This window comes from Micromonospora sp. NPDC049089 (assembly GCF_040648775.1).
Lineage (GTDB): Bacteria > Actinomycetota > Actinomycetes > Mycobacteriales > Micromonosporaceae > Micromonospora.
In genome coordinates, this window is record NZ_JBEZEH010000061.1 from 1 (window position 1) to 24,533 (window position 24,533).

Sequence of the window (24,533 nt, forward strand, 5' to 3'; positions counted from 1 at the left end):
GCGCCGCCCCCCCCCGCGCCGCGGGCGGCCCCCCCCGGGGAGTCATCCCACCGACGCGCCCCCCCCTACCTTTTCCGCGGACGGCGGGCAGCGACGGTACGCCGGGCACTATCGGCCCGGATCCGGGTAACCGGCACCTCTGACCATCCACACGCCGTCTCAACATCGAAGAGAGAGCCATGTCCCAAATCACCGCCGCGGACGTCAAGAAGCTCCGCGACCTCACCGGCGCCGGCATGATGGACAGCAAGAAGGCGCTGACCGAGGCCGAGGGCGACTTCGACAAGGCCGTCGAGATCCTGCGCGTCAAGGGCGCCAAGGACGTCGGCAAGCGGGCCGGCCGTACGGCCGCGAACGGCCTGGTCGCCCACTCTGGCAAGGCGCTGCTCGAGCTCAACTGCGAGACCGACTTCGTCGCCAAGACCGAGTCGTTCATCGCGCTGGGCCAGCAGCTGGTCGAGCACGGTGAGCGCGCCGGCGTGAACTCCGCCGAGGAGCTGCTCGCCTCCGAGCTCGACGGCAAGGTCATCGCGGACCTGATCCAGGAGCAGTCCGCCAAGATCGGCGAGAAGCTGGTGCTCAACCGGTTCGCCCGGGTCGAGGGCACCACCGCCGTCTACCTGCACCGCAAGGCCCAGGACCTGCCTCCGGCCGTCGGCGTGCTGGTGTCGTACACCGGCAAGACCGACGAGGCCGGCGACGCCGACGCCCGTGGTGTGGCGATGCAGATCGCCGCGATGCGGCCGAAGTACCTCACCCGGGACGAGGTTCCGGCCGAGGTCGTCGAGTCCGAGCGGCGCATCGCCGAGCAGACCGCCCGCGAGGAGAACAAGCCCGAGGCGGCCCTGCCGAAGATCATCGAGGGTCGGGTCAACTCCTTCTTCAAGGACTTCGTCCTGATCGAGCAGTCGTCCGTCTCCGACAACAAGAAGTCGGTGAAGCAGCTGCTGGCCGAGGCCGGCATCGAGGTCACCCGCTTCGTGCGGTTCGAGGTCGGCCAGGCCTGAGCCGCCACCGGGCGCCACGCGCGCCCGTGGGCAGAAGACGTCAACGAGGAGGCCGCCGGTGTACGTGACAGGCACCGCGGCCTCCTCGTCACATAGGGTCGGCAGCGGCAGGTTCGCGGTACGCGCCGCACGGGGCGTGCGCGTGGGGAAGGGCGGGGCGGATGACGCAGGTTGTGAGTGACCGGACGCTGGAGCTGGACGATCCGACGGCACCGCCGCCGGGGCGCGCCCGCCGGGTGGTGCTGAAGCTCTCCGGTGAGGTCTTCGGTGGCGGCGCGATCGGCGTCGACCCGGACGTCGTCCAGGCCATCGCCCGGCAGATCGCCACAGTGGTCCGCCGCGGCGTGCAGGTCTCCGTGGTGGTCGGCGGAGGCAACTTCTTCCGCGGCGCGGAGCTGCAGAAGCGTGGGATGGACCGGGCCCGCGCCGACTACATGGGCATGCTCGGCACGGTGATGAACTGCCTCGCGCTCCAGGACTTCCTGGAGAAGGAGGGCATCGAGACCCGGGTGCAGAGCGCCATCACGATGGCCCAGGTCGCCGAGCCGTACATCCCGCTGCGGGCCATCCGGCACCTGGAGAAGGGCCGCGTGGTCATCTTCGGCGCCGGCGCCGGGATGCCGTACTTCTCCACCGACACTGTGGCCGCCCAGCGGGCGCTGGAGATCCGGGCCGACGTGGTGCTGATGAGCAAGAACGGCGTGGACGGCGTCTACACCGCCGACCCGCGGATCGACCCCACCGCCAGTAAGCTCGACTCGATCACCTTCTCCGAGGTGCTGCGCCGCAACCTGCGGGTGGCCGACGCGGCGGCGTTCAGCCTCTGCATGGAGAACGGCCTGCCGATGCTGGTCTTTGGCGCGCAGGGTGACGACACCATCATCCGCGCGGTGGGTGGCGACAAGATCGGCACCCTGATCACCGCCTGAGTCCCGCCCCATCGGCGACGACGACAGCGGTCTGACGACTTTCAGCAGAGCCCACCACGAGCACAGAAGGAGGCGAGGAGACCGGTGATCGACGACACCCTCCTCGAGGCCGAGGAGAAGATGGAGCGTGCGGTTGAGCACGCCAAGGAGGAGTTCGGCGCCATCCGTACCGGTCGCGCCAACGCCGCCATGTTCTCCAAGGTCATCATCGACTACTACGGCACGCCCACGCCGCTGACGCAGATGGCGTCCATCGCGGTCCCCGAGCCGCGGATGGCCATCATCAAGCCGTACGACAACTCGCAGATCAATGCGATGGAGAAGGCGATCCGCGACTCGGACCTCGGGGTGAACCCGAACAACGAGGGCAACCAGCTGCGCATCCTGCTCCCGCAGATGACCGAGGAACGCCGCCGCGACATGATCAAGGTGGCTCGGCACAAGGGCGAGGAGGCCAAGGTGGCGATCCGCAACGTCCGCCGCCGTGGCAAGGAGGAGCTGGACCGGGTCGTCAAGGACGGCGAGGCCGGCGAGGACGACGGCCGCCGCGCCGAGAAGGAACTCGACGACCTGACCCAGCGGTACGTGGCCAGCATCGACGACCTGGTGAAGCACAAGGAAACCGAGCTGCTCGAGGTGTGACCCATGCTCCGAGGCCCGTTCCCGACGTCGGGAACGGGCCTCGTTCCATTCCTGGGTCAGCAGGGGATCCAGACGGTCCTGGTGCTCTCGGCGAACTGCTCGCCAGTGTCCAGCGCGCGGCACCAGCGGACCACGCCGGGTGGGTTCGCTCAGTAACCGATCGCGCACCGGACGAGTCGGATCGACGGCTGCGGATTGCCTGCTGTCTGCCGTACCGGATGGGTGTGCGTCGCTGGCCGGCGGGCCGGGGGTGCCGGGTGGCGTCGGTGGGCGTGCCTCGTCCGCCGTGCCGATCCGGCGTGTGCAGTAGGCTCGGCAGGATTCCCGGCCACCGGGTGGTGAACACCGGGGATCGACCGACCGTCGGGGCGGTCAATCGGAGGAACATCGCACGTGTAGGGGATGCTTGTGGTCTTGCGTCATGTGGTGGTTCTCGTGCCGCTTCGCGGTGCGTGATGTCCCACCCCGACCCCTACGGCAGCGAGCCTCGCGGCTGGGACCGGCCGGAGCGCCCGGTGGCGCTGCCCTGGCCGGACCAGGACCTGGAGGCCGGCCAGTGGAGCCGCCGTCCGGCCGCCGGCCCTGAGCTGTACGCCGATCCGCACGCCCGGCCGTCCGCTGAACCGTGGCCCGCGGACCCGTACGACGAGCGTGGCCGCCCGGTCCGCCCGGACGACCGTTTCGACGACCGGGACCGGCACGTCGACGACCGCAACCAGCCCGACCGGTACGACGACCGGGGTCGCGGTGACCGCTACGGCGACCGCGCGCCCGCCGGTGCGGACGGTGCCCCCTCCCGCGGCGGCCTCCCGCCGTTCGACGAGCCCGGCCGGTACAACGGCCCGGGACCGTTCGACGGGCCGTTCCGTCATGACGACGACGCCGATTACCCGACCACGCAGTTGGCGCCCATCGGGGCCGAGATCGGGCCGGATCCGGAGCCGGTTGTGGATCCGGAGCCGACGACCGGTCGACGGTCGAAGGGGCGACGTCGGGCCAGCCTCGACCGACCGGCCACCCAGCAGGTGGGCACCGGGCGGGCGGGGCGCAACCTGCCCGCGGCGATCGGGGTCGGGCTCGGCCTCGGCGCGTTGATCGTGGTGCCGCTGGCCTTCTATCCGTTGGCCTTCCTGCCGGTGATCGCCGCCGCGGTCGCCGTCGGCACCTGGGAGATGGCCCGCGCGGTGCGACGCAGCGGCGCGCACCCTCCGCTGGTGCCACTGATCGCCGGCGGCGTGTTGACGGTGGGCCTGGCCTGGTACGCCGGCCCGGACGCGCTCAGCCTGGGGCTGCTGGTCACCGTGCTGGGCACCATGGTCTGGCGGTTGGGTGACGGGCCGGCCGGCTTCCAGCGGGATCTCACAGCGGCCACCCTGATCGCCGTCTACGTGCCGTTCCTCGCCGGTTTCGCGGCGTTGCTGGCGGCGGCCCCCGACGATGGGCATCTGCGCATCCTGGCCACGCTGATCGGGGTGGTCCTCTCCGACACCGGTGGGTACGCGGCCGGGGTCTCCTTCGGCAAACACCCGATGGCCCCGTCGATCAGCCCGAAGAAGTCCTGGGAGGGCTTCGCCGGCTCGGTCACCGCGGCGGCCCTGGGTGGCGCGTTGCTGCTGTGGCTGATGTTCGAGGTGGCCCCCTGGTGGGGCGCGCTGTTCGGGGTGGCCGTCTCCTGCGCGGCGGTCCTCGGCGACCTGGCCGAGTCGATGATCAAGCGGGATCTCGGCGTGAAGGACATGAGCAACCTGCTGCCCGGCCACGGCGGTCTGATGGACCGGCTGGACTCGATCCTGTTCGCGGTGCCGACGGCCTACCTGCTGTTGGCGGTTTTCGTGCCGGTGGTGAGCTGAGGTATGAATCACGGCGTCCCGGTCATCCGGCTCCGGCGGTCGCGACCCGTTCGACACCTCCGGACCGGCAGCCGCCGCCGACGGCGTGACACACTGGACCAGCCATGACGAGCCTGCCCTTGATCCCCGCCATCTCGGTCGCCCCCGCCGCGCGCCGGGCCTCCATGCCCCCTCAGCACCTCGCTGACCTGGACCTGGCCGGTCGCCAGGCGTTGGTCACCGGGCTGGGTGAGCCGGCCTTCCGCGCCAAGCAGGTCTCCAACCACTACTTCGGGCGGTTGGTCCGCGACCCGCAGGCGATGACCGATCTGCCCGCGGCGACCCGGGAGCGGCTGGCCGACCAGTTGCTGCCGACCTTGCTCAACCCGGTGCGTGAGCTGGCCTGTGATGACGGCGCGACCCGCAAGGCGCTCTGGCGGCTGCACGACGGCGCGCTGGTGGAGAGCGTGCTGATGGGTTACCCGGACCGGGTGACCGTCTGCATCTCCAGCCAGGCGGGCTGCGGCATGGCCTGTCCGTTCTGCGCGACCGGTCAGGCCGGGCTCACCCGCAACCTGTCGACGGCGGAGATCGTCGACCAGGCGGTCTACATGGCCGGGGTGGCGGCCTCCGGCGTCGTGGCGGGTTCCCCGCCGAGGCTTTCGCGCGTCGTCTTCATGGGCATGGGCGAGCCGCTGGCCAACTACAACCGGGTGATCGCGGCGATCCGTCGGCTGGTCAGCCCGGCTCCGGAGGGTCTCGGCCTGTCCCAGCGGCACATCACCGTTTCCACGGTTGGCCTGGTTCCGGCCATCCACCGACTGGCCAGCGAAGACCTCTCAGTGACCCTTGCGTTGTCGTTGCACGCGCCCGATGATGATCTGCGCGACGAACTCGTGCCGGTAAACCAGCGCTGGAAGGTAGCCGAGGTGCTGGACGCAGCGTGGGACTACGCCGCCCGGACGGGCCGCCGCGTGTCGATCGAGTACGCGATGATCAAGGACGTGAACGACCAGCCGTGGCGAGCCGACCTGCTCGGGCGGCTGCTGGCCGGCAAGTTGGCCCACGTGAACCTCATTCCGCTCAATCCGACGCCGGGCAGCCGCTGGGACGCGAGCCCGAAGCCGGTCGAGCGGGAGTTCGTCCGGCGGTTGCGCGACGCCGGGGTGTCCACCACAGTTCGGGACACCCGAGGTCGCGAGATCGACGGCGCGTGTGGCCAGCTTGCCGCTGCCGAAGACAACGACACCAACACCGACCGCGCCGGAGAGGCACCGGCGTGACCGGGCGTGGCGAACGAGACCAGGAGACATAGTGGCGAGTCAGGGTCAGCGTTTCCGGCGCAAGGCGCTCCGCCGGGGATACAAGGTCGACGAGGTGGATGCCTTCCTCGACCGGGTCGAGGCGACGCTCGACGGCCGACAGGTCGGTGCCCCGGTGGCCTCCCAGGAGGTTCATGACGTCGTCTTTCGGGTCCGCTTCAACGGCTACGACGAGTGGCAGGTCGACCTGCACCTGGACCGGGTCGAGCGGCAGCTGGCCGAGCTGGAGGAGCGCAACAGCGCCGGACGCGGCGGCGACCCCCGGATGGGTGACCGGATGGGCCCACCGGACCGGCTGGGTCCGCCGATGCGTGATGACCGCGGCATGGTCCCGCAGCCGATGCCGCCCCGGCCGATGCCCGCGCAGCCCGGCCCGCCCTACGGTCGCTACGACGAGCCGACCGGTGCCTTCGCCGGTGGGTACGACGCCCCCCGCGGCGGTGGTTACGACGCGCCACGTGGCCCGGCCGGCCCGCCGATGGGTCCCGGTGGCCAGATGGGCCCCGGCCCGATGGGTGGCCACGGCATGCCGCAGCGCGGCCTGCCCGCCGGTCCCAGCGGGTACGGCCCCCCGGACGACCAGCGCTCACCCGGTGGCTACGGCCCGGATGACCAGCGCGGCGGGTACGGCCAGGACGACCAGCGCGCGCCCGGCGGTTATCCGCCGCCGCCGGAGGAGCCGCGCTTCGACGGCTTCGAGGCAGGGCGGCACGGTCGCGCCGACATGACGGCCGAGATCCGGATGCCGGAGCGGGATCTGCGCGACATGCGCCGTGGTCCGGCCGGTCCGCCTCCGCTGCCGCAGCCGGGCATGGGTGGCCCGCCGATGGCCGGTCCGCCGTCGATGGCTGGTCCTCCTGCGGTGGCCGGTCCGCCGATGGGTGGTCCTCCGATGGCCGGTCCGCCCGGCAGCGACCTGTACCGGGTCGACCAGATCCGTCGCAGCTTCCAGGTGCGCCGGTTCGGCAGCGGGTACGACCCCGACCAGGTGGACCGGTTCTTCGACACCCTGCTCGGTGGCATGCAGCGCCGCAACCCGATGCCGGTCGACCCGAAGGACCTGGACACGCTCCGGTTCGGCCTGGTGCCGGGTGGCTACTTCGAGGCCGAGGTCGACGCCGCACTGAAGGACGTGCAGGACATTCTCTTCGGGCGCTGACCCCCTACGCGATACGGACGAGGGCCCGTCCCCCCGGTGGGGGCGGGCCCTCGGCGTACGTCGGCCGGTCGTCCGGCGGTGGGTCGGGTCAGGAGCGCAGACCGCTGCGCCGCAACACGATGTCGCCGATCACGATGATCAGCAGCAGCGCGGCCAGGCCGATCAGCCAGATGTCCTCGACCCTGCCCTCGTGGTTGCCGCAGATCATCGCCAGCAGCGCCAGTGCGGACAGCACGGCGCCGATCTGCCCGGCCTTGCGGTGCCCGGGCTTGTGCTGGTCTGGCGACGTTACCGGCTCGCTTCCTGCCACTGTCGGTCCTTCCCTCGCGATCGGATCTTTGGTTAGTCTGGCACGCCTCGTACGCGGTGCGGTGGGGTGGGGGTTTCCTGGCCATCGGCCCTGCCCCACCCGGGCTGGATGGCACTACCGGCGTCGCGGGGCGGCGGTCAGACTCGCTCCGGTAGCGTTTGGCGTACACCTGATTGTCTGTTTGAGGGGGACTGTGCGGTGCGAGTGACCGGAACCGGGCACGCCAGCATGCGGATCGACACGGCTGCGGGCAGCATCCTGTGCGACCCGTGGGTCAACCCGGCCTACTTCGCGTCGTGGTTTCCGTTCCCCGACAATTCACTGCTGGACTGGGAGAGTCTGGGTCAGGTCGACTACCTGTACGTCTCCCACCTGCATCGGGACCACTTCGACGCGAAGCACCTGCGCGACTTCATCTCGAAGGACGCCACGGTCCTGCTCCCCGAGTTCCCCACCTCGGAGATGGAGGACGAGTTCCGGGCGCTGGGCTTCACCAAGTTCCTGAAGGCGCCCAACGAGCAGGTGGTGGAGCTGCCCGGCGGCCTGAAGATCATGATTCAGGCGTTGACCAGCCCGACCGACGGGCCGATCGGCGACTCCTCGCTCTGGGTCGAGTACGACGGGGTGCGGCTGCTCAACCAGAACGACGCCCGCCCCACCGACCTGAGCGTCTTCGCCGAGCTGGGGCACGTGCACGCGCACCTGCTCCAGTTCTCCGGTGCGATCTGGTACCCGATGGTCTACGAACTTCCGCAGGCGGCGAAGACCGCGTTCGGTAAGCAGAAGCGTGACCGGCAGTTCGACCGGACCTGGCGCTACATCGACGACCTGAAGGCCGACCACGTCTTCCCGATCGCCGGCCCGCCGTGCTTCCTGGACGACGCCCTGTGGCAGTTCAACGACATCCACGGCGACGAGGGCAACATCTTCCCCGACCAGTCCGTCTTCCTGTCGGAGTACGCAAAGGTCGGCGGCACCAACGGGATCGTGCTGCTGCCGGGCAGCGTCGCCGAGGTCACCACCGAGGGCGCGAGCACCACCCACCCCGTGCCGGTGCAGGAGTTCTTCGCGAACAAGGTCGCGCACCTGGAGGAGATGCGGGAGCGCAAGCGCCCGATCATCGAGGCGGAGAAGGCGTCCTGGCGGCACCCCGAGGTGGACGTGCTCGGCGAGATGAAGCGTCGGATCGAACCGCTGCTCGACGAGTCGATCTACCTGGCCAAGGGGGTCGGTGGCCCGGTCCGTTTCGACCTGGTGGGGTACGACGGCGAGAGTGTCGAGTCGATCGTGGTGGACTTCCCCGGCAAGGAGGTCCGGCCGTACGCGGACGAGAAGGTGCGCTACCGGTTCCGGACCGAGCGCTCGCTGATCGAGCACCTGCTCTTCATCGACGAGGTGGACTGGGTCAACTCGCTCTTCCTGTCCTGCCGGTTCTCGGCGGCCCGGATCGGCCAGTACAACGAGTTCGTCTACGCGTTCTTCAAGTGCCTCTCCGAGGAGCGGCTCCAGTACGCCGAGGGCTGGTACGACGAGCACGAGCGCAGCACCGACGCCGAGGACATCACGTTGGGCGACTGGGTGGTGCAGCGGCGGTGCCCGCACCTGAAGGCGGACCTGACCCGCTTCGGCATCGTCGACGGTGACCAGCTCACCTGCCAGTTGCACGGCTGGCGCTTCGACCTGCCCAGCGGCCGCTGCCTGACCAGCGTCGGGCACAAGGTGCGAGCCCACCGGGTGGACGCGGAAACCCCCGCCCCGGCCGGCGAAGCAGTGATCTGACCCCCGCCCCACCGGCGCTCCCACCGCCCACCCCCGTTGATCATGAAGTTATTGCCAGCTGCTGCGGCGTGTCGCGGCAATAACTTCATGATCAACTGCCTGGCGGGGTGGGACGCGGTCAGCGGCCGAGGTCGGTGAGGATGCGGCGGGCGGCGTTGTGGCCGGCCGCGCCGATGACGCTGCCGGCCGGGTGGCAGCCGGCGCTGCCGGCGTACACACCGTCGACGCCGGTGGCGTAGGGCATCCGGTCGGTGAACGAGACGGTGTTGTCGACGTGGTGGATGTGCCCGCCGGTGATGCCGAAGTGCTCCTCGATGCCGGGCGGCGGCAGCGGCACCGCGTCGGCGATCAGCTCGGCGGTGCCGGGGGCGTACCGCTCGACGATCCCGAGCAGCCGGTCGACGTAGCCGGGCAGCTCCGCGTCCCAGGTGGTGCCGGCCAACTCGTAGGGGACGGACTGGACGAAGAGCGCCGACGAGTGGTGCCCGGCGGCGTCGGAGAGCGACGGGTCGACAGTGGTGTGCAGGTACCACTCGATGGTGGGCTCCGCCGGGAGCAGCCCGGCCTGCACGTCCGCCCACATGGCGCGCAGCGCGGTCATCGGTGAGGTCTCCGCCCCGCCGACCAGCGACGCCGACCCTGGCAGCAAATGGATGGTCGAGCCGAACGGGCTCGGCGTGCCGTCCGGCAGGCAGGAGAACCGTGGCAGCCCGGTGAGCGCCAGGTTGAGCTTGAGGGTGGTGCCGGGCCGACGGACCGCCGCCATCCGTTCGCCGAGCCGCGCCGGGAGCGCGCCGTCGGGCAACAGGTCCATCAGCCGGTACGGGTCACACGCGCCGAGCACGACCCGGGCGGCGACCTCCCGACCGTCGGCCAGCACCACTCCGCTCGCGGCGCCGCCGTCCATGGTCACCGCGCGGACCGGCGTACCGGTCAGGATTGTCGCTCCGGCGGCGCGCGCGGCCTCGGCGAAGGTCCTGGAGACGGTGCCCATCCCACCCTCGGCGATCATCCAGGTGCCGCCGGAGCCGGGCAGTCGGCACATGTTGTGCACGAGGAAGTTGTGGCCGGTGCCGGGGTCGTCCGGGCCGGCGTTGAGCCCGGACAGGCCGTCGGTGACCGCGTACATGCTGACCAGTAACTCCGAGCGGAACTCGAACCGGGCCAGGTAGTCGGCGACCGAGCCCTGCACGAGGTCGACGAAGACCTGGCGCAGCGCCGGACGGACGTGCCGCTCGGCGGTCTCCCGGACGCTCATCGGCTCGGCCAGCCAGGCCGGGGCGAGGTCTTCCCGCAGCGCGGCCAGCTCGGCCTGCATGGCGTCGTCGGCGGCCACGTCGGCGGGGGAGAAGAACTCGGCGAGCTGCGCCCGGGTGGCGGCGGTGTCACTGCCGAAGAGCAGGTACGGCGAGCCGAGGCCGCCCGGGGTGGGGAGGAAGTAGTGCGGGTCCCGGCGCAGCACCGGGATCCGTACGTCGAGCGTGGCGAGCAGCTCCGGGGGCATCAGCCCGAGCAGGTACGACCCCGTGGAGTGGCGCAGCCCCGGCACCTTCGGGAACGGGTTCTCGGTGCGGGTCGCGCCGCCGATCACGTCGGCTGCCTCCAGCACGAGGACGTCCAGGCCGGCCCGGGCCAGCAGGACAGCGGAGACCAGACCGTTGTGCCCGGCACCGATGATCACGACGTCGGCGCGGGCCGGAATCTCACTGCTCATGCCGCGGCAGCCTAGTCCGCCCCACCACCCCAGGTCACCCCTTCCACCCTCTTGCCTACCCCCACCCCGCCGTCCCGTTGATCATGAAGTTATTGCCGCGACACGCCGCGCCGAGTGGCAACAACTTCATGATCAACCAGGCCGGCCGAGTGGGGGAGGTGGAGGGTGAAGGTGGAGCCTTGGGTGGGGGTGCTGGTGGCGCGCACTGTGCCGCCGTGGGCCTCGGTGAGCTTGCGCACGATGGCGAGACCCAGGCCGCTGCCTCCGGTCTGCCGGCTCCGGGACTTCTCGGCCCGCCAGAAGCGGTCGAAGACCCGGGGCAGGTCCTCGGCGCTGATACCGCTGCCGGTGTCGGTCACCGAGATGATGACCTCGGCGTCGGTCGCGCTGGCGCTGATCGTCACGTGCCCGCCCGACGGGGTGTGCCGTACCGCGTTGGCCACCAGGTTGCCGACTGCCTGGCGGAGTCGGACCGGGTCGGCGTCCACCTGCGGGTCGGCCTCGGTGCGTACCGTGATGGTGACGCCGACCCGGTCGGCCTGGGCCCGGTGCGCCTCCGCCACCTGGGCGAGCAGGTCGCTGAGGTAGACCTGTTCACGGTGCAGCCGCAACGCGCCCGCGTCGGCCTCGGCCAGGTCCTGCAGGTCGGTGATCACATGTTGGAGCAGTGTCGCCTCCTCCAGCAGTGAGGAGAGCAGCCGGCGGTCGGGGGCCGCGACGCCGTCCTCGACCGCTTCGAGCCAACCCCGGATGTTGCTCACCGGCGTCCGCATCTCGTGGGCGATGTCGCTGACCATGGCCCGGCGTAGCTGCTCCAGCCGTTCCCGCCGTTCGGCCATGTCGTTGAAGGCCTCGGCCAGCCGGGCGATCTCGTCGCGGCCGGTCACCCGGACCCGGGCGGCGCCGTCGCCGTCGCGCATCCGTTGGGCGGCCCCGGTCAGCGCGTGCAGCGGACGCGTCAGCCGGATGCCGGCGAGGACGGTGAAGCCGATCGTCACCAGCAGGACGAGTCCGGCGACCGCGACGATGCGGGTCTGGTTGGCGGGGGAGAGGTCGAAGGTGGTCGAGGGGCGACCGCCCGGGTCGGTGACGAAGAGGGTCGCGGCCGGGGCGACGTACGGGAGGAGTTGTTCGCGTCGACTGGTGCCGACGCAGGCGCTGACCGCCCGGTTGTGCTCCTGGTCGACGCCGACCGCGCTGCGGGAGTCGGGTGCGCTGGCCGCCGGCTGCCTCGTCCAGGTCCAGTTCAGGTCCACCTGCACGGCGGGCAGGCGCCGCCGCGCCAGGCAGGTGTTCACCAGGGCGTTGAGCTGGGCGAGCGCCTTACCCTCGGTGGCCGTACGGGTCGCGAGTTCTTCCCTCAACTGAGCGCAGGCGGCACTGTCGGCGAGGTCGGTGCCGGGGGTGTCGAGGCGAGGGCGGCCGGTGGGTCCGTCCACGACGGTGGCGTCGATCTGCGCCCGCAGCCGCAGACACTGGGCCGCCCGGGCCGCCTTGTCGCGCAGCGCGGCGCGCTCCTCGGGCGGGAGCAGGTACGGCCCGGTGGTGCGCGGGTCGATGCGGCCGGTGCCGCCGTCACCGCTGCCCCTCGGCAGGGTGGTGCCGCCGTCACCGCCGCCCGCCAGTGTGGTGCCGGGTGTCAGGGCGGTGTCTACGGCGAGCGCGTCGACGGTCGCGGACGACGTCGTCGGCAAGGGGCCCGCGCCGGGGGCCGAGTCCGCGATCAGGGCACCGGTCTCGGTGGTCAGGGCGATCCGCCGGCCGACGTCCTGGGCGAGAGGCCGAAGGGCCGCGTCGACTCCGTCCCAGGTCGGGTGGGTCGCCGCGTACGCGAGCACCGTGTCATAGATGCGGGCGTCGTCGGCGAGCGCCTGCCCCTGCTCCTGCCGGATCGCTCCGGTGGTGGTGCGGACGGCCAGCCACGCGGTCGCCGCGATCGAGCCGATGGCGATGAGGACGGCCAGCGCCAGCAGTCGGAGCAGCAGGCTGCGGCGCAGCGGGACCTCACCCGACACGGGGTGGCTCTTCGACGAGCTTGTATCCGATGCCGTACACGGTCACCAACCGGGCCGGCTTGCGCGGGTTCGGCTCGATCTTCCGGCGGAGGTTCATCACGTGCACGTCGACGGTCCGGTTGGTGATGTACCTGTCGAACCCGTGCAGGTAGCCCAGGAGCTGATCCCGGGTGAACGCCCGCGAGGGCTGGGCGGCCATCGCCTGGAGCAGCTGGAACTCACCGGGTGTGCAGTCGACGAGGCGTCCGTCGCTGCGTACCTCGTGGCGCACGGGGTCGACGTGCACGGCGCCGACCCGCAGCACCGGGTCCGCCGGCGTCCGTTGGCCCCGCCGCAGCAGGCTGCGGGTCCGGGCGACCAGTTCGCGGGGGCTGTACGGCTTCGTCATGTAGTCGTCGGCGCCCAGGTCGAGGCCGAGCAGCAGGTCGTCCTCGGTCGACCTCGCGGTCAGCATGAGCACCGGCAGGTCGGACTCCCGGCGCAGGATGCGACACACGTCCAGGCCGTCGACCTTCGGCATCATCACGTCGAGGACGAGCAGCGCCGGGGGCCGTTGACGGATCTGCTCCAGGGCGGCCCGCCCGTCGGCCACCACAGTCACCTCGTGCCCCTCGCGTTCCAGATACCGGCGCGCCAACTCCGCCTGCTTCTGGTCGTCCTCGGCTACCAGCACGTACGCACACACGGCAGCGACTGTACGTGGCCCGGACCGGTTCCAGCAGGGCCGCTGAGCTGGGGCTATCGGATGACGACCGCTTCCTTACAGGTCTCTGACACCCGGGCGTGAAGCTGCACGCCATGACCAACTCAACCCATCGGGTCGCGGCCGGGTTCGCCGCGGTCGTCGTGCTCGCCGTCGCCCTCACCGGCTGCGGCGGCGGTGCGTCCAGCGCCCAGAAGGACACCGCCAGCGGCGACGTCGCGTCGCTCGTCACCCCGTCCGCCCCGGCGAGCGCCACCGCGGCCGGTGGTGCCACCAACGGTCGGCCGCAGCTACGCCTGGACATGACCGACGAGGAGGAGGAGCGGCTCTGGGGGACGTACAACATCTGCCTGCACGACAACGGCGTGAAGCTGAACGACGGCCGGTCACAACCCGGCCCGGTGGGGGACGGCACGGGCCTGTCGCTGGACCAGAGCGGGGAGCCGAAGGCGGCGTACGTGGCGTGCGCGAACAAGCTGCCGCTCCAGCCGCCGGAGCTGGACCCGGAGAAGAACCCGAACTACGTGAGTCAGTGGAACGACTACGTCCAGTGCCTGCGCGGGCGCGGGCTGAAGATCCACTCACTGCCGGACGGCTCCGGCTGGACCTACGACGACGGCGTCGCCGACCCGACCAACGGACTTGAGGGTCCCGCGATGGACAAGGTCGAGAGGGAATGCACGATGGAGATCTTCGGTGCCAAGAAGTAACCCGACCGACGATCCTGGCCGGCGGACGACCCGGCGTACCGCGATCGTGGTGGCGGCGGTGACCCTGGTGGTCGCCGTCGGTGCCGGCGTCGGTGCGCTGGCTCTGCGGCGCCACCCCGGCGGTGATGTCGCGAGCGCACCGCCGCCGGTCACCACGACGACAGTGACCCGGGCCGACCTGTCGGACAGCCGCTCGCTCAACGGCACGCTCGGCTTCGGCCCGGAGCGGTTGGTGAAGGGTGCCGGGGAGGGCGTTGTCACCCGGCTGCCGAAGGTGGGCGACACGGTGGCCCGGGGTAAGCCGCTCTACTGGGTCAACGACAGACCGGTGCCGGTGCTGTTCGGCGGGACGCCGCTCTTTCGCACGCTCGACAAGCCGGGCCTGGTGGGCAGCGACGTACGGATCGTGTCGGACAACCTGAAGGCGCTGGGCTACCACACCGGCTCGCAGCCGTTCCGGGCCACCGACGGCACGAAGATCGGCTCGGGTCAGGCCCTGCTCACCACGAGCCTCGTCGGCGCGATCAAGAAGTGGCAGCAGGCCCTCGGCCTGGACCCGACCGGGACGATCGGGGTCGGGCAGGTCGCGGTGCTGACCGGGCCGGCCCGAATCAGCGCGGTGAAGGCGCTGCCCGGTGACCCGGTCGCCGGTGAGCTGCTGGCCGTCACCGAGAAGGTCAAGCTGGTCACTGTGCCGGTCGGGGCCACCGACGTCGGCGCCATCACGGTGGGCGCCGCCGTGGTCGTCGCCCTGCCGGACAGCTCCGAGATCCCGGCAAAGGTCGCCTCGATCTCGCAGACGGTGCGCGGCGGCGGGTCGGACGGCGGCACCGGGCAGGGGAGCCCGCCCACCGTGGACGTCCTCGTCGCACCGACCCGGGCGGCGGACGTGGCCAAGCTGGACGCGGCCACGGTCCAGGTCCGCTTCACCACCGCCGTCCACAAGGGCGTACTCGCGGTGCCGGTCGGCGCGCTGGTGGCGCTCCGCGAGGGTGGGCATGCGCTGCAACTGCCCGACGGTGCGCTGGTGGCAGTGGAGACCGGGATGTTCGCCCGGGGCCTGGTCGAGGTCAGCGGCACCGGTGTGACCGAGGGCCTCGACGTGGTGACGGCATCGTGATCGCCGAAGCGGTGCTGAACGTCGAGGGAGTCAGCAGGACGTACCCCGGCGGGGTGACCGCACTGGATGACGTCTCACTGACCGTGCGTGCTGGCGAGATGCTCGCCATCGTCGGGCCGTCCGGGTCCGGCAAGTCCACGCTGCTGAACATCATGGGCACCCTCGACCTGCCGACCAGCGGTCGGGTACGCGTCGCCGGGCAGGAGGTCACCGCGCTGTCCGACCGTCGGCTCTCCGCGCTGCGGGGCCGCTGGCTCGGTTTCGTCTTCCAGCAGTTCCACCTCACCGACGGGTTGGATGCCGCCGAGAACGTCGCCACCGGCCTGCTCTACGCCGGGGTGCCCCGTCGTCGCCGTCGCCGCACCGCGATCGAGGCGTTGGCCCGGGTCGGCCTGGCGCACCGGGTGAACCACCTGCCGCAGCAGCTCTCCGGCGGGGAGCGGCAGCGGGTGGCGATAGCCCGGGCGCTCGTCAACGAGCCGGCGCTGGTGCTGGCCGACGAGCCGACCGGCGCCCTCGACACGGCGAACGGGGAGGCGGTTCTTGCCCTGCTCACCGACCTCAACGCGGAGGGCACCACCATCGCCGTGATCACCCACGACCGCGATCTCGCCGCCCGTACGCCTCGCCAGGTGGAGATCCGCGACGGCCGGATCGTCGCCGACACCGTCACCGGGAGCGGGGCGTGAGCGCGTCCCCGGGTGGCACCCGGTCGACCCGGCTCGCCCCGACCGACGTACTCCGGCTCGGTCTGCTCGGCCTGACCACCCGCCGGATGCGGGCGGTCCTCTCCGCCCTGGGCATCTCCATCGGCATCGCCACGCTGGTCGTCGTGGTGGGGATCCCCGCGTCCAGCCAGCGCGACCTGATGGAGCAGCTCTCCGCCCTCGGCACCAACCTGCTGCGGGCCGAACCCGTGCCCGATCAGAACCCGCCCGTCCTCCTGCCCGAGGACGCCGCCGCCATGGCGTCGCGGATCGGGCCGGTCCACGCGGCGAGCGCGGTCGCGAACACCCACACCGCCGTGCGCCGCAACGACCTGCTGGACCGGTACGACACGTCCGGGCTCACCGTGCTCGCGTCCCGGCCGGACCTGTTGGGGACCGTCAACGGCCGGGTCCGCAGCGGCCGGCCCCTCGACGACGCGTCGGCCCGGCTTCCGACCGCCGTCCTCGGCTACGTCGCGGCGAGCCGGCTCGGCTTCGCCACTGTGGACCCCCGGCAACCGCCCCAGGTGTTCATCGGCGAGCGCTGGTTCACGGTGATCGGCATCCTGGACCCGTTGCCGCTCTCCCCGGATCTCGACCGTTCGGTGCTGGTCGGGTGGGACGCCGCCAGGGCCATGCTCGGCTTCGACGGTCACCCCACCGTCGTCTACCTGCGGGCCAGGGAGGACGCGTTGGAGGACGTCCGTGCCGTGCTGCCGGCCACCCTCAACCCGCAGTTGCCCGGGCTGGTCCAGGTCAGCCGCCCCTCCGACGCGCTCGCCGCTAAACGGGCCACCGAGGACAGCTTCTCCGCGCTGTTCCTCGGGCTGGCGGCGGTGGCCCTGCTGGTCGGCGGCATCGGCGTGGCCAACACGATGGTCATCTCGGTGCTGGAACGCCGTCGGGAGATCGGCCTGCGCCGGGCGCTCGGCGCGAACCGCGGCCAGATCCGGGTGCAGTTCCTCACCGAGTCGGTGCTGCTCAGCGTGCTCGGCGGTGCCGCCGGGGCCGCCCTGGGGGTGCTCGCCACGGTCGGCTACGCCAGCTACCAGGGCTGGCCGCCCACCATCCCACTGCCCGCTGTGCTCGGCGGAGTGACCGCCGCCCTCCTGGTAGGCGTGGTGGCCGGCGTCTACCCGTCAATCCGGGCCGCCCGCCAAACCCCCACCGAAGCCCTATCAACCCCCTGACGACCGGCCCCCGCTGCGGTGACCTCCTTGGTTGATCATGAAGTTATTGCCACTCGGCGCGGCGTGTCGTGGCAATAACTTCATGATCAACGGGGCGGCGGGCCGGGGGAGTGGGTGGGGGTGGGGGTGGGGGTCCGGCGGGTGGTGCGCCAGTTTGAGAGGGCCAGGGTGGCGGAGTAGCCGGCCAGGACGATCACGTGGAACAGGTAGAGCCAGAGGAGGACGGCCACGCCGGCGCCGATGTCGTCGAAGCCGCCGAAGGGCACTCCCAGGTCCAGCGGGAGCGAGGCGAAGAGCACGAAGCCGTGCAGGAATCCGGAGAGGTTCGCCGCGGTGAACGACCCGACCCCGAGGGTGGAGAGCCAGTCCGGTGAGGCCGGCCCGACGACCCGGAACACCCACACCAGCACCGGCGTCAGCACCAGCCAGACCGCCAGGAACGACAGCACCACGCCGAGCACGCCGAGCCAACCGCCCTGGCGTACGAGGCGGGTGGTGAGCGGGAGCGCCAGCAGGATCGACAGCAGCAGCGCGGGGGCCGGCGCGAGCAGTGGCAGCAGCAGGAGTCGGCCCCGCCAGCCGACCAGGTGCTCGTCGGAGCGGGGCGCGGCCACCGAGACGAACGCCCGACGCAGGCCCTCGCCGTACAGCGAGGCGGGCAGCAGGGAGGCCAGCGCCAGCAGCGGAGTCAACCCCACCCCGGCGTCGACCAGCGCCTCCACCGCCCGGGGCGCGCCGATCGCGGTGGGCAGGGCCTCCACGGCGTACGAGGTGAGCCGGCGTACCCGGTCGGCCCCGGCCACCAGCGCGGTGAGCCAGATCGCCAGCAGGGCGACCGGCACCACGGCGATAGCCCCGTAGAAGGTGATCGCGGCGGCGTGCAGCGACAGGTCCCGTCCGCGCACCGGACGGAACGCCGCACTGGTGATCCGTTTCGTGCGCTGCCATCCGTTGCCCATCGGGTCCTCCTTCCCTGTCGTCGCGGCTGTCACTCCTTAAGATCGCCGGTCATGACTGTTCTCACCACCGAACGCCTGATCTTGCGCGATTGGACCGCCGATCCGGCCGATCTGGCCCGGATCTACGACATCTACTCCCGCCCGGAGATCAGCCGTTGGTTGGGAGTCGCGCCGGGCCTGCCGCTGACCGACCCGGCGCAGGCCGTCGAGCGGCTGCGGATCTGGCAGGAGCGGCACGCCGCCGACGGCGGCCGATACGGCACCTGGGCGATCGAGGTACGCGAGACGGGCCAGGTGGTGGGCACGGTGCTGCTCAAGCCGTTGCCGGGGCGCGACGAGTCGCGCCGGAGCGACGACATCGAGGTGGGTTGGCATCTGCACCCGGACGCGTGGAGCCACGGCTTCGCCACCGAGGCGGCCCGCGCGGCGGTCGACCGGGAGTTCGCCGCCGGCACCCGGGAGATCTACGCGGTCGTGGCGCCGGGCAACGAGCCATCGATGGCTGTCGCTCGGAGGCTGGGCATGACCCATGTCGGTCAGCGCACCGACTGGTACGGCGGGGAGCTGCTGGAGACGTTCGTGCTGACCGCACCAGATGCCTGATCGTTCCCGCACGGCCTGACGCAAGATCCGCGCAACTTCGGGGAAGGTGCTGCCTCCAGTCGTCGGGAGGCAGTACCTTCCCCGAAATTGTCTGCCGGTCGGGCCATGGGTCGACGTCCAGGGCAGACAAGTCCGTCAATAGTCACGGTGGTCGAAGTGTTGACGCTCCCGTAGCACGTCAGTAACCTTTGGGCCAAAGTAATGCAAGATTTCGACAAACGCATGCACGGTTCTGTGCATGTGCTCGGAAGATTCAACGGGCCTCCTGGGGAGGCCCGTTGATGGTCGTACCCCTCTGGTGTTTCCACGGCGGTCGGCGCCCCCGCGCCGCCCGCACCCCCCGTCTCTCTCGACACCGGCCCTCTCGCGTCGGCCGGCGCTGCACCGCCGCACCCCCCACCCCCGTGGTCCAGCCACCGCGGCAACCGTCCCCCGACGACAAGGACAGTGATGAGACGAACGAACCTGTTCAGGATGGTGGCGGCCACGGCCGCCGCCGCGCTGATCGCGACGGCCGGGGCGACCGCCCTCGCGAACCCGGCCGCCGCCGCCCGCCCCACCGAGGCGGCCGCAGCAGCACCGAGCGCTTTCGCCCCGGCGGCCACCAACCTCGCCCAGGGCCGTCCCACCCAGGAGAGCGGCCACGCCGACGTCTACGACTCGTCGAAGGTCGTCGACGGCAACGCGGGCAGCTACTGGGAGAGCGTCAACAACGCGTTCCCCCAGTGGGTGCAGGTCGACCTCGGCTCGTCGCAGAGCGTCAACCAGGTAGTTCTGAAGCTGCCGACCTCCGGTTGGGGGACCCGGACGCAAACGCTGAGCGTCCGGGGCAGCACCAACGGTTCGTCCTTCACCGATCTGGTCGGGTCGCAGACATACACCTTCGACCCGGCGAGCGGCAGCACCGCCACGATCAACTTCAGCTCGACCTCCACCCGCTACGTCCGGATCACCATCACCGCCAACAGCGGCTGGCCGGCCGGGCAGCTCTCCGAGCTGGAGGTGTACGGCAGCGGCGGCACCACCCCGGACACCACAGCGCCGAGCGTTCCCGGCAACCTCTCGTACACCCAGTCGGGCACCACCATCAGCCTCAACTGGGTCGCGTCGACCGACAACGCGGGCGGCAGCGGCATCGCCGGCTACGACGTCTACCGCAACGGCGCGTTCCTCCAGTCCGTCGGCAACGTGACCACCTTCAACGACACCCAGCCGGCCACGGCGACAGTCTCGTACTTCGTCCGAGCCCGCGACGCGGCCGGCAACCTGTCCGGCAACAGCAACACGGTGACCCGTACCGGCAGTGGTGACACCACCGCGCCGAGCGTCCCGGGGACGCTGTCGCAGAGCACGTCGGGCAGCACGATCACGCTCACCTGGGGGGCCTCCACCGACTCCGGTGGCAGCGGGCTCGCCGGCTACAACGTCTACCGGGGCGGCAGCCTGATCGCCACGTTGGGCACCGTCCTCACCTATCAGGACACCCAGCCGGCGACGGCGACAATCTCCTACTACGTTCGGGCCCGCGACGGAGCCGGCAACCTCTCCGGCAACAGCAACACCGTCACCCGGACCGGCAGCAACCCGCCGGCCTGCACCAACGTGGCGCAGGGCAAGAGCATGACGGCGAGCGGCTCCACCTTCAGCTTCACCCCGGACAAGGCGAACGACGGGCAGCTCTCCACCTACTGGGAGGGCGCGGCGAGCTACCCGCAGAACCTGACAGTGGCGCTCGGCGCGAACCACTCCATCTCCGGTGTCACCGTGAAGCTCAACCCGGATTCGTCCTGGGGCACCCGTACCCAGACCATCCAGGTCCTCGGCCGCGACCAGGCCTCGTCCTCGTACACCAGCCTGGTGTCGGCGGCGGCCTACCAGTTCGCCCAGGGCAGCAACGTGGTGACCATCCCGGTCAGCGCGACCACAGCGGACGTGCAGTTGCGGTTCACCGGCAACACCGGTGCCCCGTCCGGCCAGGTCGCCGAGCTTGAGGTGTGCGGCACCCCGGCGCCCAACCCGGACCTGGTCGTCAGCTCGGTGACCTGGTCGCCCTCGTCGCCCAGCGAGGTCTCCCCGGTCACTCTCTCGGCCGTGGTGCAGAACATCGGCTCGGCGTCCGCCGGTGCGACGACAGTGAACTTCAGCCTGGCCGGCGCGGTCGTCGGCAGCGCCTCGGTGGGCGCGCTCGCCGCGGGCGCCTCGACCACTGTGTCGTTCAACGCCGGTACCCGGCCGATGGGCAGCTACGCCGTCTCGGCGGTGGTCGACCCGGCGAACACGATCGTCGAGCAGAACAACGGCAACAACAGCTTCACGGCGGCGTCGCCGCTGGTGGTGGCGCAGGCACCGGGCCCGGACCTTCAGGTGCTCAGCATCGCCTCGAACCCGCCGAACCCGGCCGTCGGGGCGTCCGTCACCTTCACCGTGACGGTTCGCAACCGGGGCACCACCGCGACCGGCGCGACCACCGTCACCCGACTGGTGGCGGGCAGCACCACGCTCAACACCAACACCGCCTCGATCGCCGCCGGCGCGACGGTCACCGTGGCCGTCAGCGGCACCTGGACCGCCACCAGCGGCGGCGCCACCCTCACCGCCACCGCCGACGCCACGAACGTGGTCGCCGAGACCAACGAGACCAACAACGCGTTCAGCCAGTCGATAGTGGTCGGGCGCGGGGCAGCCGTCCCGTACGTCTCCTACGAGGCGGAGGCCGGTCGTTACCAGGGCACGCTGCTGGAGACCGACGCCCTGCGGACGTTCGGGCACACCAACTTCGCCAGCGAGTCATCGGGGCGCAAGTCGGTACGGCTCACCAGCACCGGCCAGTTCGTCGAGTTCACCTCTGCCAACCAGGCCAACTCCATCGTGGTGCGCAACTCCATCCCGGACGCGCCCGGTGGCGGCGGCATCGAGGCGACCATCAGCCTCTACGTCAACGACGTCTTCTCCCGGAAGTTGACGCTGTCGTCGAAGCACAGCTGGCTCTACGGCAACACCGACGGGCCGGAGGCGCTGACCAACACCCCGCAGGCCGACGCCCGGCGGCTCTTCGACGAGTCGAACGCGCTGCTGGCGCAGTCGTACCCGGCCGGCACCCGGTTCAAGTTGCAGCGCGACTCGGGTGACACCGCCTCCTTCTACGTCATCGACATGATCGACCTTGAGCAGGTGGCGGGGCCGGCGAGCCAGCCGGCGGGCTGCACCTCGATCACCTCGTACGGCGCGGTTCCGAACGACGGAATTGACGACACCGCAGCCATTCAGCGGGCGGTGACCGACGACCAGAACGGTGTCATCAGCTGCGTCTGGATCCCGGCCGGGCAGTGGCGGCAGGAACAGAAGATCCTGACCGACGACCCGCTGAACCGGGGCATGCACAACCAGGTCGGCATCAGCAACGTCACGATCCGGGGCGCCGGCATGTGGCACTCGCAGCTCTACACGCTGACCGAGCCGCAGAACGTGGTGGGCGGCATCAACCACCCGCACGAGGGCAACTTCGGCTTCGACATCGACAAGAACACCCAGATCTCCGACATCGCCATCTTCGGCTCGGGCCGGATCCGCGGCGGTGACGGCAACGCCGAGGGTGGCGTCGGTCTGAACGGTCGCTTCGGCGCCGGCACGAAGATCAGCAACGTCTGGATCGAGCACGCCAACGTGGGCGTCTGGGTGGGTCGCGACTACGACAACATCCCCGACCTGTGGGGGCCGGCCGACGGGCTGGACTTCAGCGGCATGCGGATCCGCAACACGTACGCCGACGGCATCAACTTCAGCAACGGCACGCGCAACTCGCGGGTGTTCAACTCGTCGTTCCGCACCACGGGCGACGACGCGCTCGCCGTCTGGGCCAACCCGTACGTCAAGGACCGCACCGTCGACATCGCCCACGACAACCACTTCGTCAACAACACCATCCAGCTGCCCTGGCGGGCGAACGGCATCGCCATCTACGGCGGCTACGACAACTCGATCCAGAACAACCTGATCTACGACACCGCCAACTACCCGGGCATCATGCTGGCGACCGACCACGACCCGCTGCCGTTCTCCGGCACGACGCTGATCGCCAACAACGGGCTCTACCGCACCGGCGGCGCGTTCTGGAACGAGGACCAGGAGTTCGGTGCCATCACGATCTTCCCGGCCACCAGGGACATCGTCGGAGTCACCATCCGGGACACCGACATCATCGACTCGACGTTCGACGGCATCCAGTTCAAGAACGGTGGCGGCAACATCCCGAACGTCGCCATCACCAACGTACGGATCGACAAGTCCAACAACGGTGCCGGCATCCTCGCGATGAGCGGCGCGCGTGGCAACGCCAACCTGACGAACGTGACAATCACCAACTCGGCCGACGGCAACATCGTCATCCAGCCGGGCTCGCAGTTCGTCATCACCGGCGGCTAGGTCGCCGCTTGATCAACACGGTTTCAGTGAAGTCGGGGTGTCCGCGGACTGCGGATGCCCCGACTTCCATGAAGCCGGGTCGATCGCTTCGTCATGTTCTCGGCGGTGAGCCGGCCCGTGCGATGATCAAGGCCGGCTCGCTGGCGGGAGGCTGACGAATCAGGATGGGTGTCGTGACGACCGGGCTCTGCCTCGCCGTACCCGCTCTGCTCGTGCTCTGGTTGTGGGGCCGACCCCTGCTCACCGGCCGCTGGAAGACTCCGGGCTGGTTCGCCGCGACGGCCGGGCTCTCGGTCGTCGCCACCGCTGTCACCTGGTTCGTCGGCGCGTTCTCGGGTTCCTCCATGAGCTCGGAGGAGTCCTGCCGACAGGCCGGCGTCACCTACGACAGTGCCTACCGCGCCGCGCACTGGCGTGAGTCGTCGCGATGGTTCCCGCTCCACGACCGATGCAACGCCACCTACGACCTGGTGCCCGCCTGGGTCAACCCGGCACTGGTGCTGCTGTCCCTGCTGGCCGTCCTCTGCGTCGGCGCAGCGGTCTGGCTGGCCGTCGTGCGACACCGGACCACGACGGGTCGGGCGCCGGCCCGCAGATCTTGGACACTTTCCGTTCGTCCATGACGGAAACTGTCCAAGATCTGCACGCGCCTCGCTGCGGTGCAGTCATTTCGGGCTGACGGACCCTGTGTGCGATGACGCGCTTCTGGGGCTGCGGTGGCTAGGCTGACCTGAGCAAAATGTCCCGCTGAGGGGGTGAGCCCGGATGGCCCAGGCAGCGTTCGCGCCGGAGCCGGCGCCGCAGCATGCCGAGCCGTCGTTCGACGTGCTGCGGTGGCACGACGAACCCTGGACTGCGCAGCTCGCCCTCGACCTGTTGCCGGAGACCAACGGCCCCAAGGTTGAGGTCCTGAGCGGAAGCGTGATCGTGACACCACACGCGGGAATCGATCATCAGTCGGTCGAGCGGGAATTGCCCTACGTGCTGCACCGTGCTGCGCGGAAGGCCGGATTCTGGGTATATCCGGAGATCAACGTCATCTCCGGGGATGACCTCTTCATCCCGGACATCGCTGTGCTGCGGAAATCAGGTGGTGGCCGCACGACGGTCCCCATCGCCGAGGCGGTGTTGTTGGGGGAAATCGTCTCGCCGGGTAACCGGCGTAAGGACGTGATCGACCGACCCCGCGAGTACGCCGCCGTCGGGGTGCCGTTCTTTCTCCGGGTGGACCTGCGTAACCGGGTGCCGACCATTGCCCTGTTCGAGCTGTCCGACGGGGAGTACCGGCCGTTGGCCGCCGCTGCGGCGGGGAGCACCTTCGCGATGCGGGAGCCGTTCGAGTTCTCCATCGATCCGGCCGAGCTGCTGGACGAGGAGGAGCCGGCGGAGGGGTAGGGCTGAGGCTCCCAGCGG

The 24,533-nt window shown here is 70.6% G+C and carries 20 protein-coding genes; 15 read left to right on the plus strand and 5 right to left on the minus strand.

Features of this window, described 5'->3' with window-relative positions:
* Window positions 1-179: 179 nt before the first annotated feature.
* The 6 genes from tsf (at window position 180) to AB0B48_RS13190 (ending at window position 6,888) form a co-directional block, all read left to right on the plus strand.
* Window positions 180-1,007 carry a translation elongation factor Ts gene (gene tsf / locus AB0B48_RS13165; RefSeq protein ID WP_091400300.1) on the plus strand — a complete coding sequence of 276 codons (828 nt, stop codon included), beginning with the start codon at window positions 180-182 and terminating at the stop codon, window positions 1,005-1,007.
* A gap of 161 nt (window positions 1,008-1,168) precedes the next feature.
* On the plus strand, window positions 1,169-1,936 hold the full coding sequence (pyrH, locus tag AB0B48_RS13170) for a UMP kinase (protein WP_030335195.1): 768 nt from the start codon (window positions 1,169-1,171) through the stop codon (window positions 1,934-1,936).
* Between the two features lie 84 nt (window positions 1,937-2,020).
* Window positions 2,021-2,578 carry a ribosome recycling factor gene (gene frr, locus AB0B48_RS13175; protein ID WP_357200203.1) on the plus strand — a complete coding sequence of 186 codons (558 nt, stop codon included), beginning with the start codon at window positions 2,021-2,023 and terminating at the stop codon, window positions 2,576-2,578.
* 455 nt (window positions 2,579-3,033) lie between these two features.
* Window positions 3,034-4,428 carry a phosphatidate cytidylyltransferase gene (locus tag AB0B48_RS13180; protein ID WP_357200206.1) on the plus strand — a complete coding sequence of 465 codons (1,395 nt, stop codon included), beginning with the start codon at window positions 3,034-3,036 and terminating at the stop codon, window positions 4,426-4,428.
* Window positions 4,429-4,532: 104 nt separating this feature from the next.
* The gene (rlmN, locus tag AB0B48_RS13185) at window positions 4,533-5,690 is read left to right on the plus strand and encodes a 23S rRNA (adenine(2503)-C(2))-methyltransferase RlmN (protein WP_091400305.1); all 1,158 of its coding nucleotides are present in this window, start codon (window positions 4,533-4,535) and stop codon (window positions 5,688-5,690) included.
* Window positions 5,691-5,721: 31 nt separating this feature from the next.
* The gene (locus AB0B48_RS13190) at window positions 5,722-6,888 is read left to right on the plus strand and encodes a DivIVA domain-containing protein (protein ID WP_357200209.1); all 1,167 of its coding nucleotides are present in this window, start codon (window positions 5,722-5,724) and stop codon (window positions 6,886-6,888) included.
* An 88-nt stretch (window positions 6,889-6,976) separates the two neighbouring features.
* On the opposite strand, the gene AB0B48_RS13195 is transcribed toward AB0B48_RS13190, so the two are convergent.
* Complete coding sequence (locus AB0B48_RS13195; RefSeq protein ID WP_036412111.1) at window positions 6,977-7,198, minus strand: DUF2631 domain-containing protein; 222 nt, start codon at window positions 7,196-7,198, stop codon at window positions 6,977-6,979.
* A gap of 198 nt (window positions 7,199-7,396) precedes the next feature.
* Here AB0B48_RS13195 and AB0B48_RS13200 point away from each other — a divergent pair, with 198 nt between their 5' ends.
* Window positions 7,397-8,977, plus strand: a complete 1,581-nt coding sequence (locus AB0B48_RS13200) for a Rieske 2Fe-2S domain-containing protein (RefSeq protein WP_357200213.1) — start codon at window positions 7,397-7,399, stop codon at window positions 8,975-8,977.
* A 118-nt stretch (window positions 8,978-9,095) separates the two neighbouring features.
* Here the strand turns inward: AB0B48_RS13200 and AB0B48_RS13205 are convergent, their stop codons facing one another.
* From AB0B48_RS13205 to AB0B48_RS13215, 3 genes are all read right to left on the minus strand, one after another.
* Window positions 9,096-10,691, minus strand: a complete 1,596-nt coding sequence (locus tag AB0B48_RS13205; RefSeq protein ID WP_357200216.1) for an NAD(P)/FAD-dependent oxidoreductase — start codon at window positions 10,689-10,691, stop codon at window positions 9,096-9,098.
* An 89-nt stretch (window positions 10,692-10,780) separates the two neighbouring features.
* On the minus strand, window positions 10,781-12,706 hold the full coding sequence (locus AB0B48_RS13210; RefSeq protein WP_357200218.1) for a HAMP domain-containing sensor histidine kinase: 1,926 nt from the start codon (window positions 12,704-12,706) through the stop codon (window positions 10,781-10,783).
* Window positions 12,696-13,391: a response regulator transcription factor gene (locus AB0B48_RS13215; RefSeq protein WP_357200220.1), complete on the minus strand. Its 696-nt coding sequence runs from the start codon at window positions 13,389-13,391 to the stop codon at window positions 12,696-12,698. The genes AB0B48_RS13210 and AB0B48_RS13215 overlap by 11 nt, the downstream gene beginning before the upstream one ends.
* Before the next feature lie 113 nt (window positions 13,392-13,504).
* On the opposite strand from AB0B48_RS13215, the gene AB0B48_RS13220 reads away from it, so the two are divergent.
* The 4 genes from AB0B48_RS13220 to AB0B48_RS13235 are packed head-to-tail and all read left to right on the plus strand — an operon-like array spanning window position 13,505 to window position 17,136.
* The gene (locus AB0B48_RS13220; RefSeq protein WP_357200223.1) at window positions 13,505-14,119 is read left to right on the plus strand and encodes a hypothetical protein; all 615 of its coding nucleotides are present in this window, start codon (window positions 13,505-13,507) and stop codon (window positions 14,117-14,119) included.
* The gene (locus AB0B48_RS13225) at window positions 14,106-15,239 is read left to right on the plus strand and encodes an efflux RND transporter periplasmic adaptor subunit (RefSeq protein WP_357200226.1); all 1,134 of its coding nucleotides are present in this window, start codon (window positions 14,106-14,108) and stop codon (window positions 15,237-15,239) included. The genes AB0B48_RS13220 and AB0B48_RS13225 overlap by 14 nt, the downstream gene beginning before the upstream one ends.
* A complete protein-coding gene (locus AB0B48_RS13230) occupies window positions 15,239-15,928 on the plus strand; it encodes an ABC transporter ATP-binding protein (RefSeq protein ID WP_357200260.1) in 690 nt (229 codons plus the stop codon). The genes AB0B48_RS13225 and AB0B48_RS13230 overlap by 1 nt, the downstream gene beginning before the upstream one ends.
* On the plus strand, window positions 15,925-17,136 hold the full coding sequence (locus tag AB0B48_RS13235) for an ABC transporter permease (RefSeq protein WP_357200229.1): 1,212 nt from the start codon (window positions 15,925-15,927) through the stop codon (window positions 17,134-17,136). Before AB0B48_RS13230 ends, AB0B48_RS13235 begins: the two co-directional genes overlap by 4 nt.
* Window positions 17,137-17,222: 86 nt before the next feature.
* Here the strand turns inward: AB0B48_RS13235 and AB0B48_RS13240 are convergent, their stop codons facing one another.
* On the minus strand, window positions 17,223-18,095 hold the full coding sequence (locus tag AB0B48_RS13240; RefSeq protein ID WP_357200233.1) for a YhjD/YihY/BrkB family envelope integrity protein: 873 nt from the start codon (window positions 18,093-18,095) through the stop codon (window positions 17,223-17,225).
* A 51-nt stretch (window positions 18,096-18,146) separates the two neighbouring features.
* Between AB0B48_RS13240 and AB0B48_RS13245 the strand changes: the two genes are divergently transcribed.
* From AB0B48_RS13245 to AB0B48_RS13260, 4 genes are all read left to right on the plus strand, one after another.
* Window positions 18,147-18,698 carry a GNAT family N-acetyltransferase gene (locus tag AB0B48_RS13245; protein ID WP_357200236.1) on the plus strand — a complete coding sequence of 184 codons (552 nt, stop codon included), beginning with the start codon at window positions 18,147-18,149 and terminating at the stop codon, window positions 18,696-18,698.
* Between the two features lie 450 nt (window positions 18,699-19,148).
* Window positions 19,149-23,120, plus strand: a complete 3,972-nt coding sequence (locus AB0B48_RS13250; RefSeq protein ID WP_357200238.1) for a CARDB domain-containing protein — start codon at window positions 19,149-19,151, stop codon at window positions 23,118-23,120.
* 173 nt (window positions 23,121-23,293) lie between these two features.
* Window positions 23,294-23,743 carry a hypothetical protein gene (locus AB0B48_RS13255; protein ID WP_357200241.1) on the plus strand — a complete coding sequence of 150 codons (450 nt, stop codon included), beginning with the start codon at window positions 23,294-23,296 and terminating at the stop codon, window positions 23,741-23,743.
* A gap of 142 nt (window positions 23,744-23,885) precedes the next feature.
* The gene (locus AB0B48_RS13260; protein WP_357200244.1) at window positions 23,886-24,515 is read left to right on the plus strand and encodes a Uma2 family endonuclease; all 630 of its coding nucleotides are present in this window, start codon (window positions 23,886-23,888) and stop codon (window positions 24,513-24,515) included.
* Window positions 24,516-24,533 lie beyond the last annotated feature (18 nt).

Coding starts and splice junctions, on each gene's coding strand:
- tsf (WP_091400300.1), top strand. CDS start 180: ATGTCCCAAATCACCGCCGCGGACGTCAAGAAGCTCCGCGACCTCACC.
- pyrH (WP_030335195.1), top strand. CDS start 1,169: ATGACGCAGGTTGTGAGTGACCGGACGCTGGAGCTGGACGATCCGACG.
- AB0B48_RS13180 (WP_357200206.1), top strand. CDS start 3,034: ATGTCCCACCCCGACCCCTACGGCAGCGAGCCTCGCGGCTGGGACCGG.
- rlmN (WP_091400305.1), top strand. CDS start 4,533: ATGACGAGCCTGCCCTTGATCCCCGCCATCTCGGTCGCCCCCGCCGCG.
- AB0B48_RS13205 (WP_357200216.1), bottom strand. CDS start 10,691: ATGAGCAGTGAGATTCCGGCCCGCGCCGACGTCGTGATCATCGGTGCC.
- AB0B48_RS13220 (WP_357200223.1), top strand. CDS start 13,505: ATGACCAACTCAACCCATCGGGTCGCGGCCGGGTTCGCCGCGGTCGTC.
- AB0B48_RS13240 (WP_357200233.1), bottom strand. CDS start 18,095: ATGGGCAACGGATGGCAGCGCACGAAACGGATCACCAGTGCGGCGTTC.
- AB0B48_RS13245 (WP_357200236.1), top strand. CDS start 18,147: ATGACTGTTCTCACCACCGAACGCCTGATCTTGCGCGATTGGACCGCC.
- AB0B48_RS13250 (WP_357200238.1), top strand. CDS start 19,149: ATGAGACGAACGAACCTGTTCAGGATGGTGGCGGCCACGGCCGCCGCC.
- AB0B48_RS13260 (WP_357200244.1), top strand. CDS start 23,886: ATGGCCCAGGCAGCGTTCGCGCCGGAGCCGGCGCCGCAGCATGCCGAG.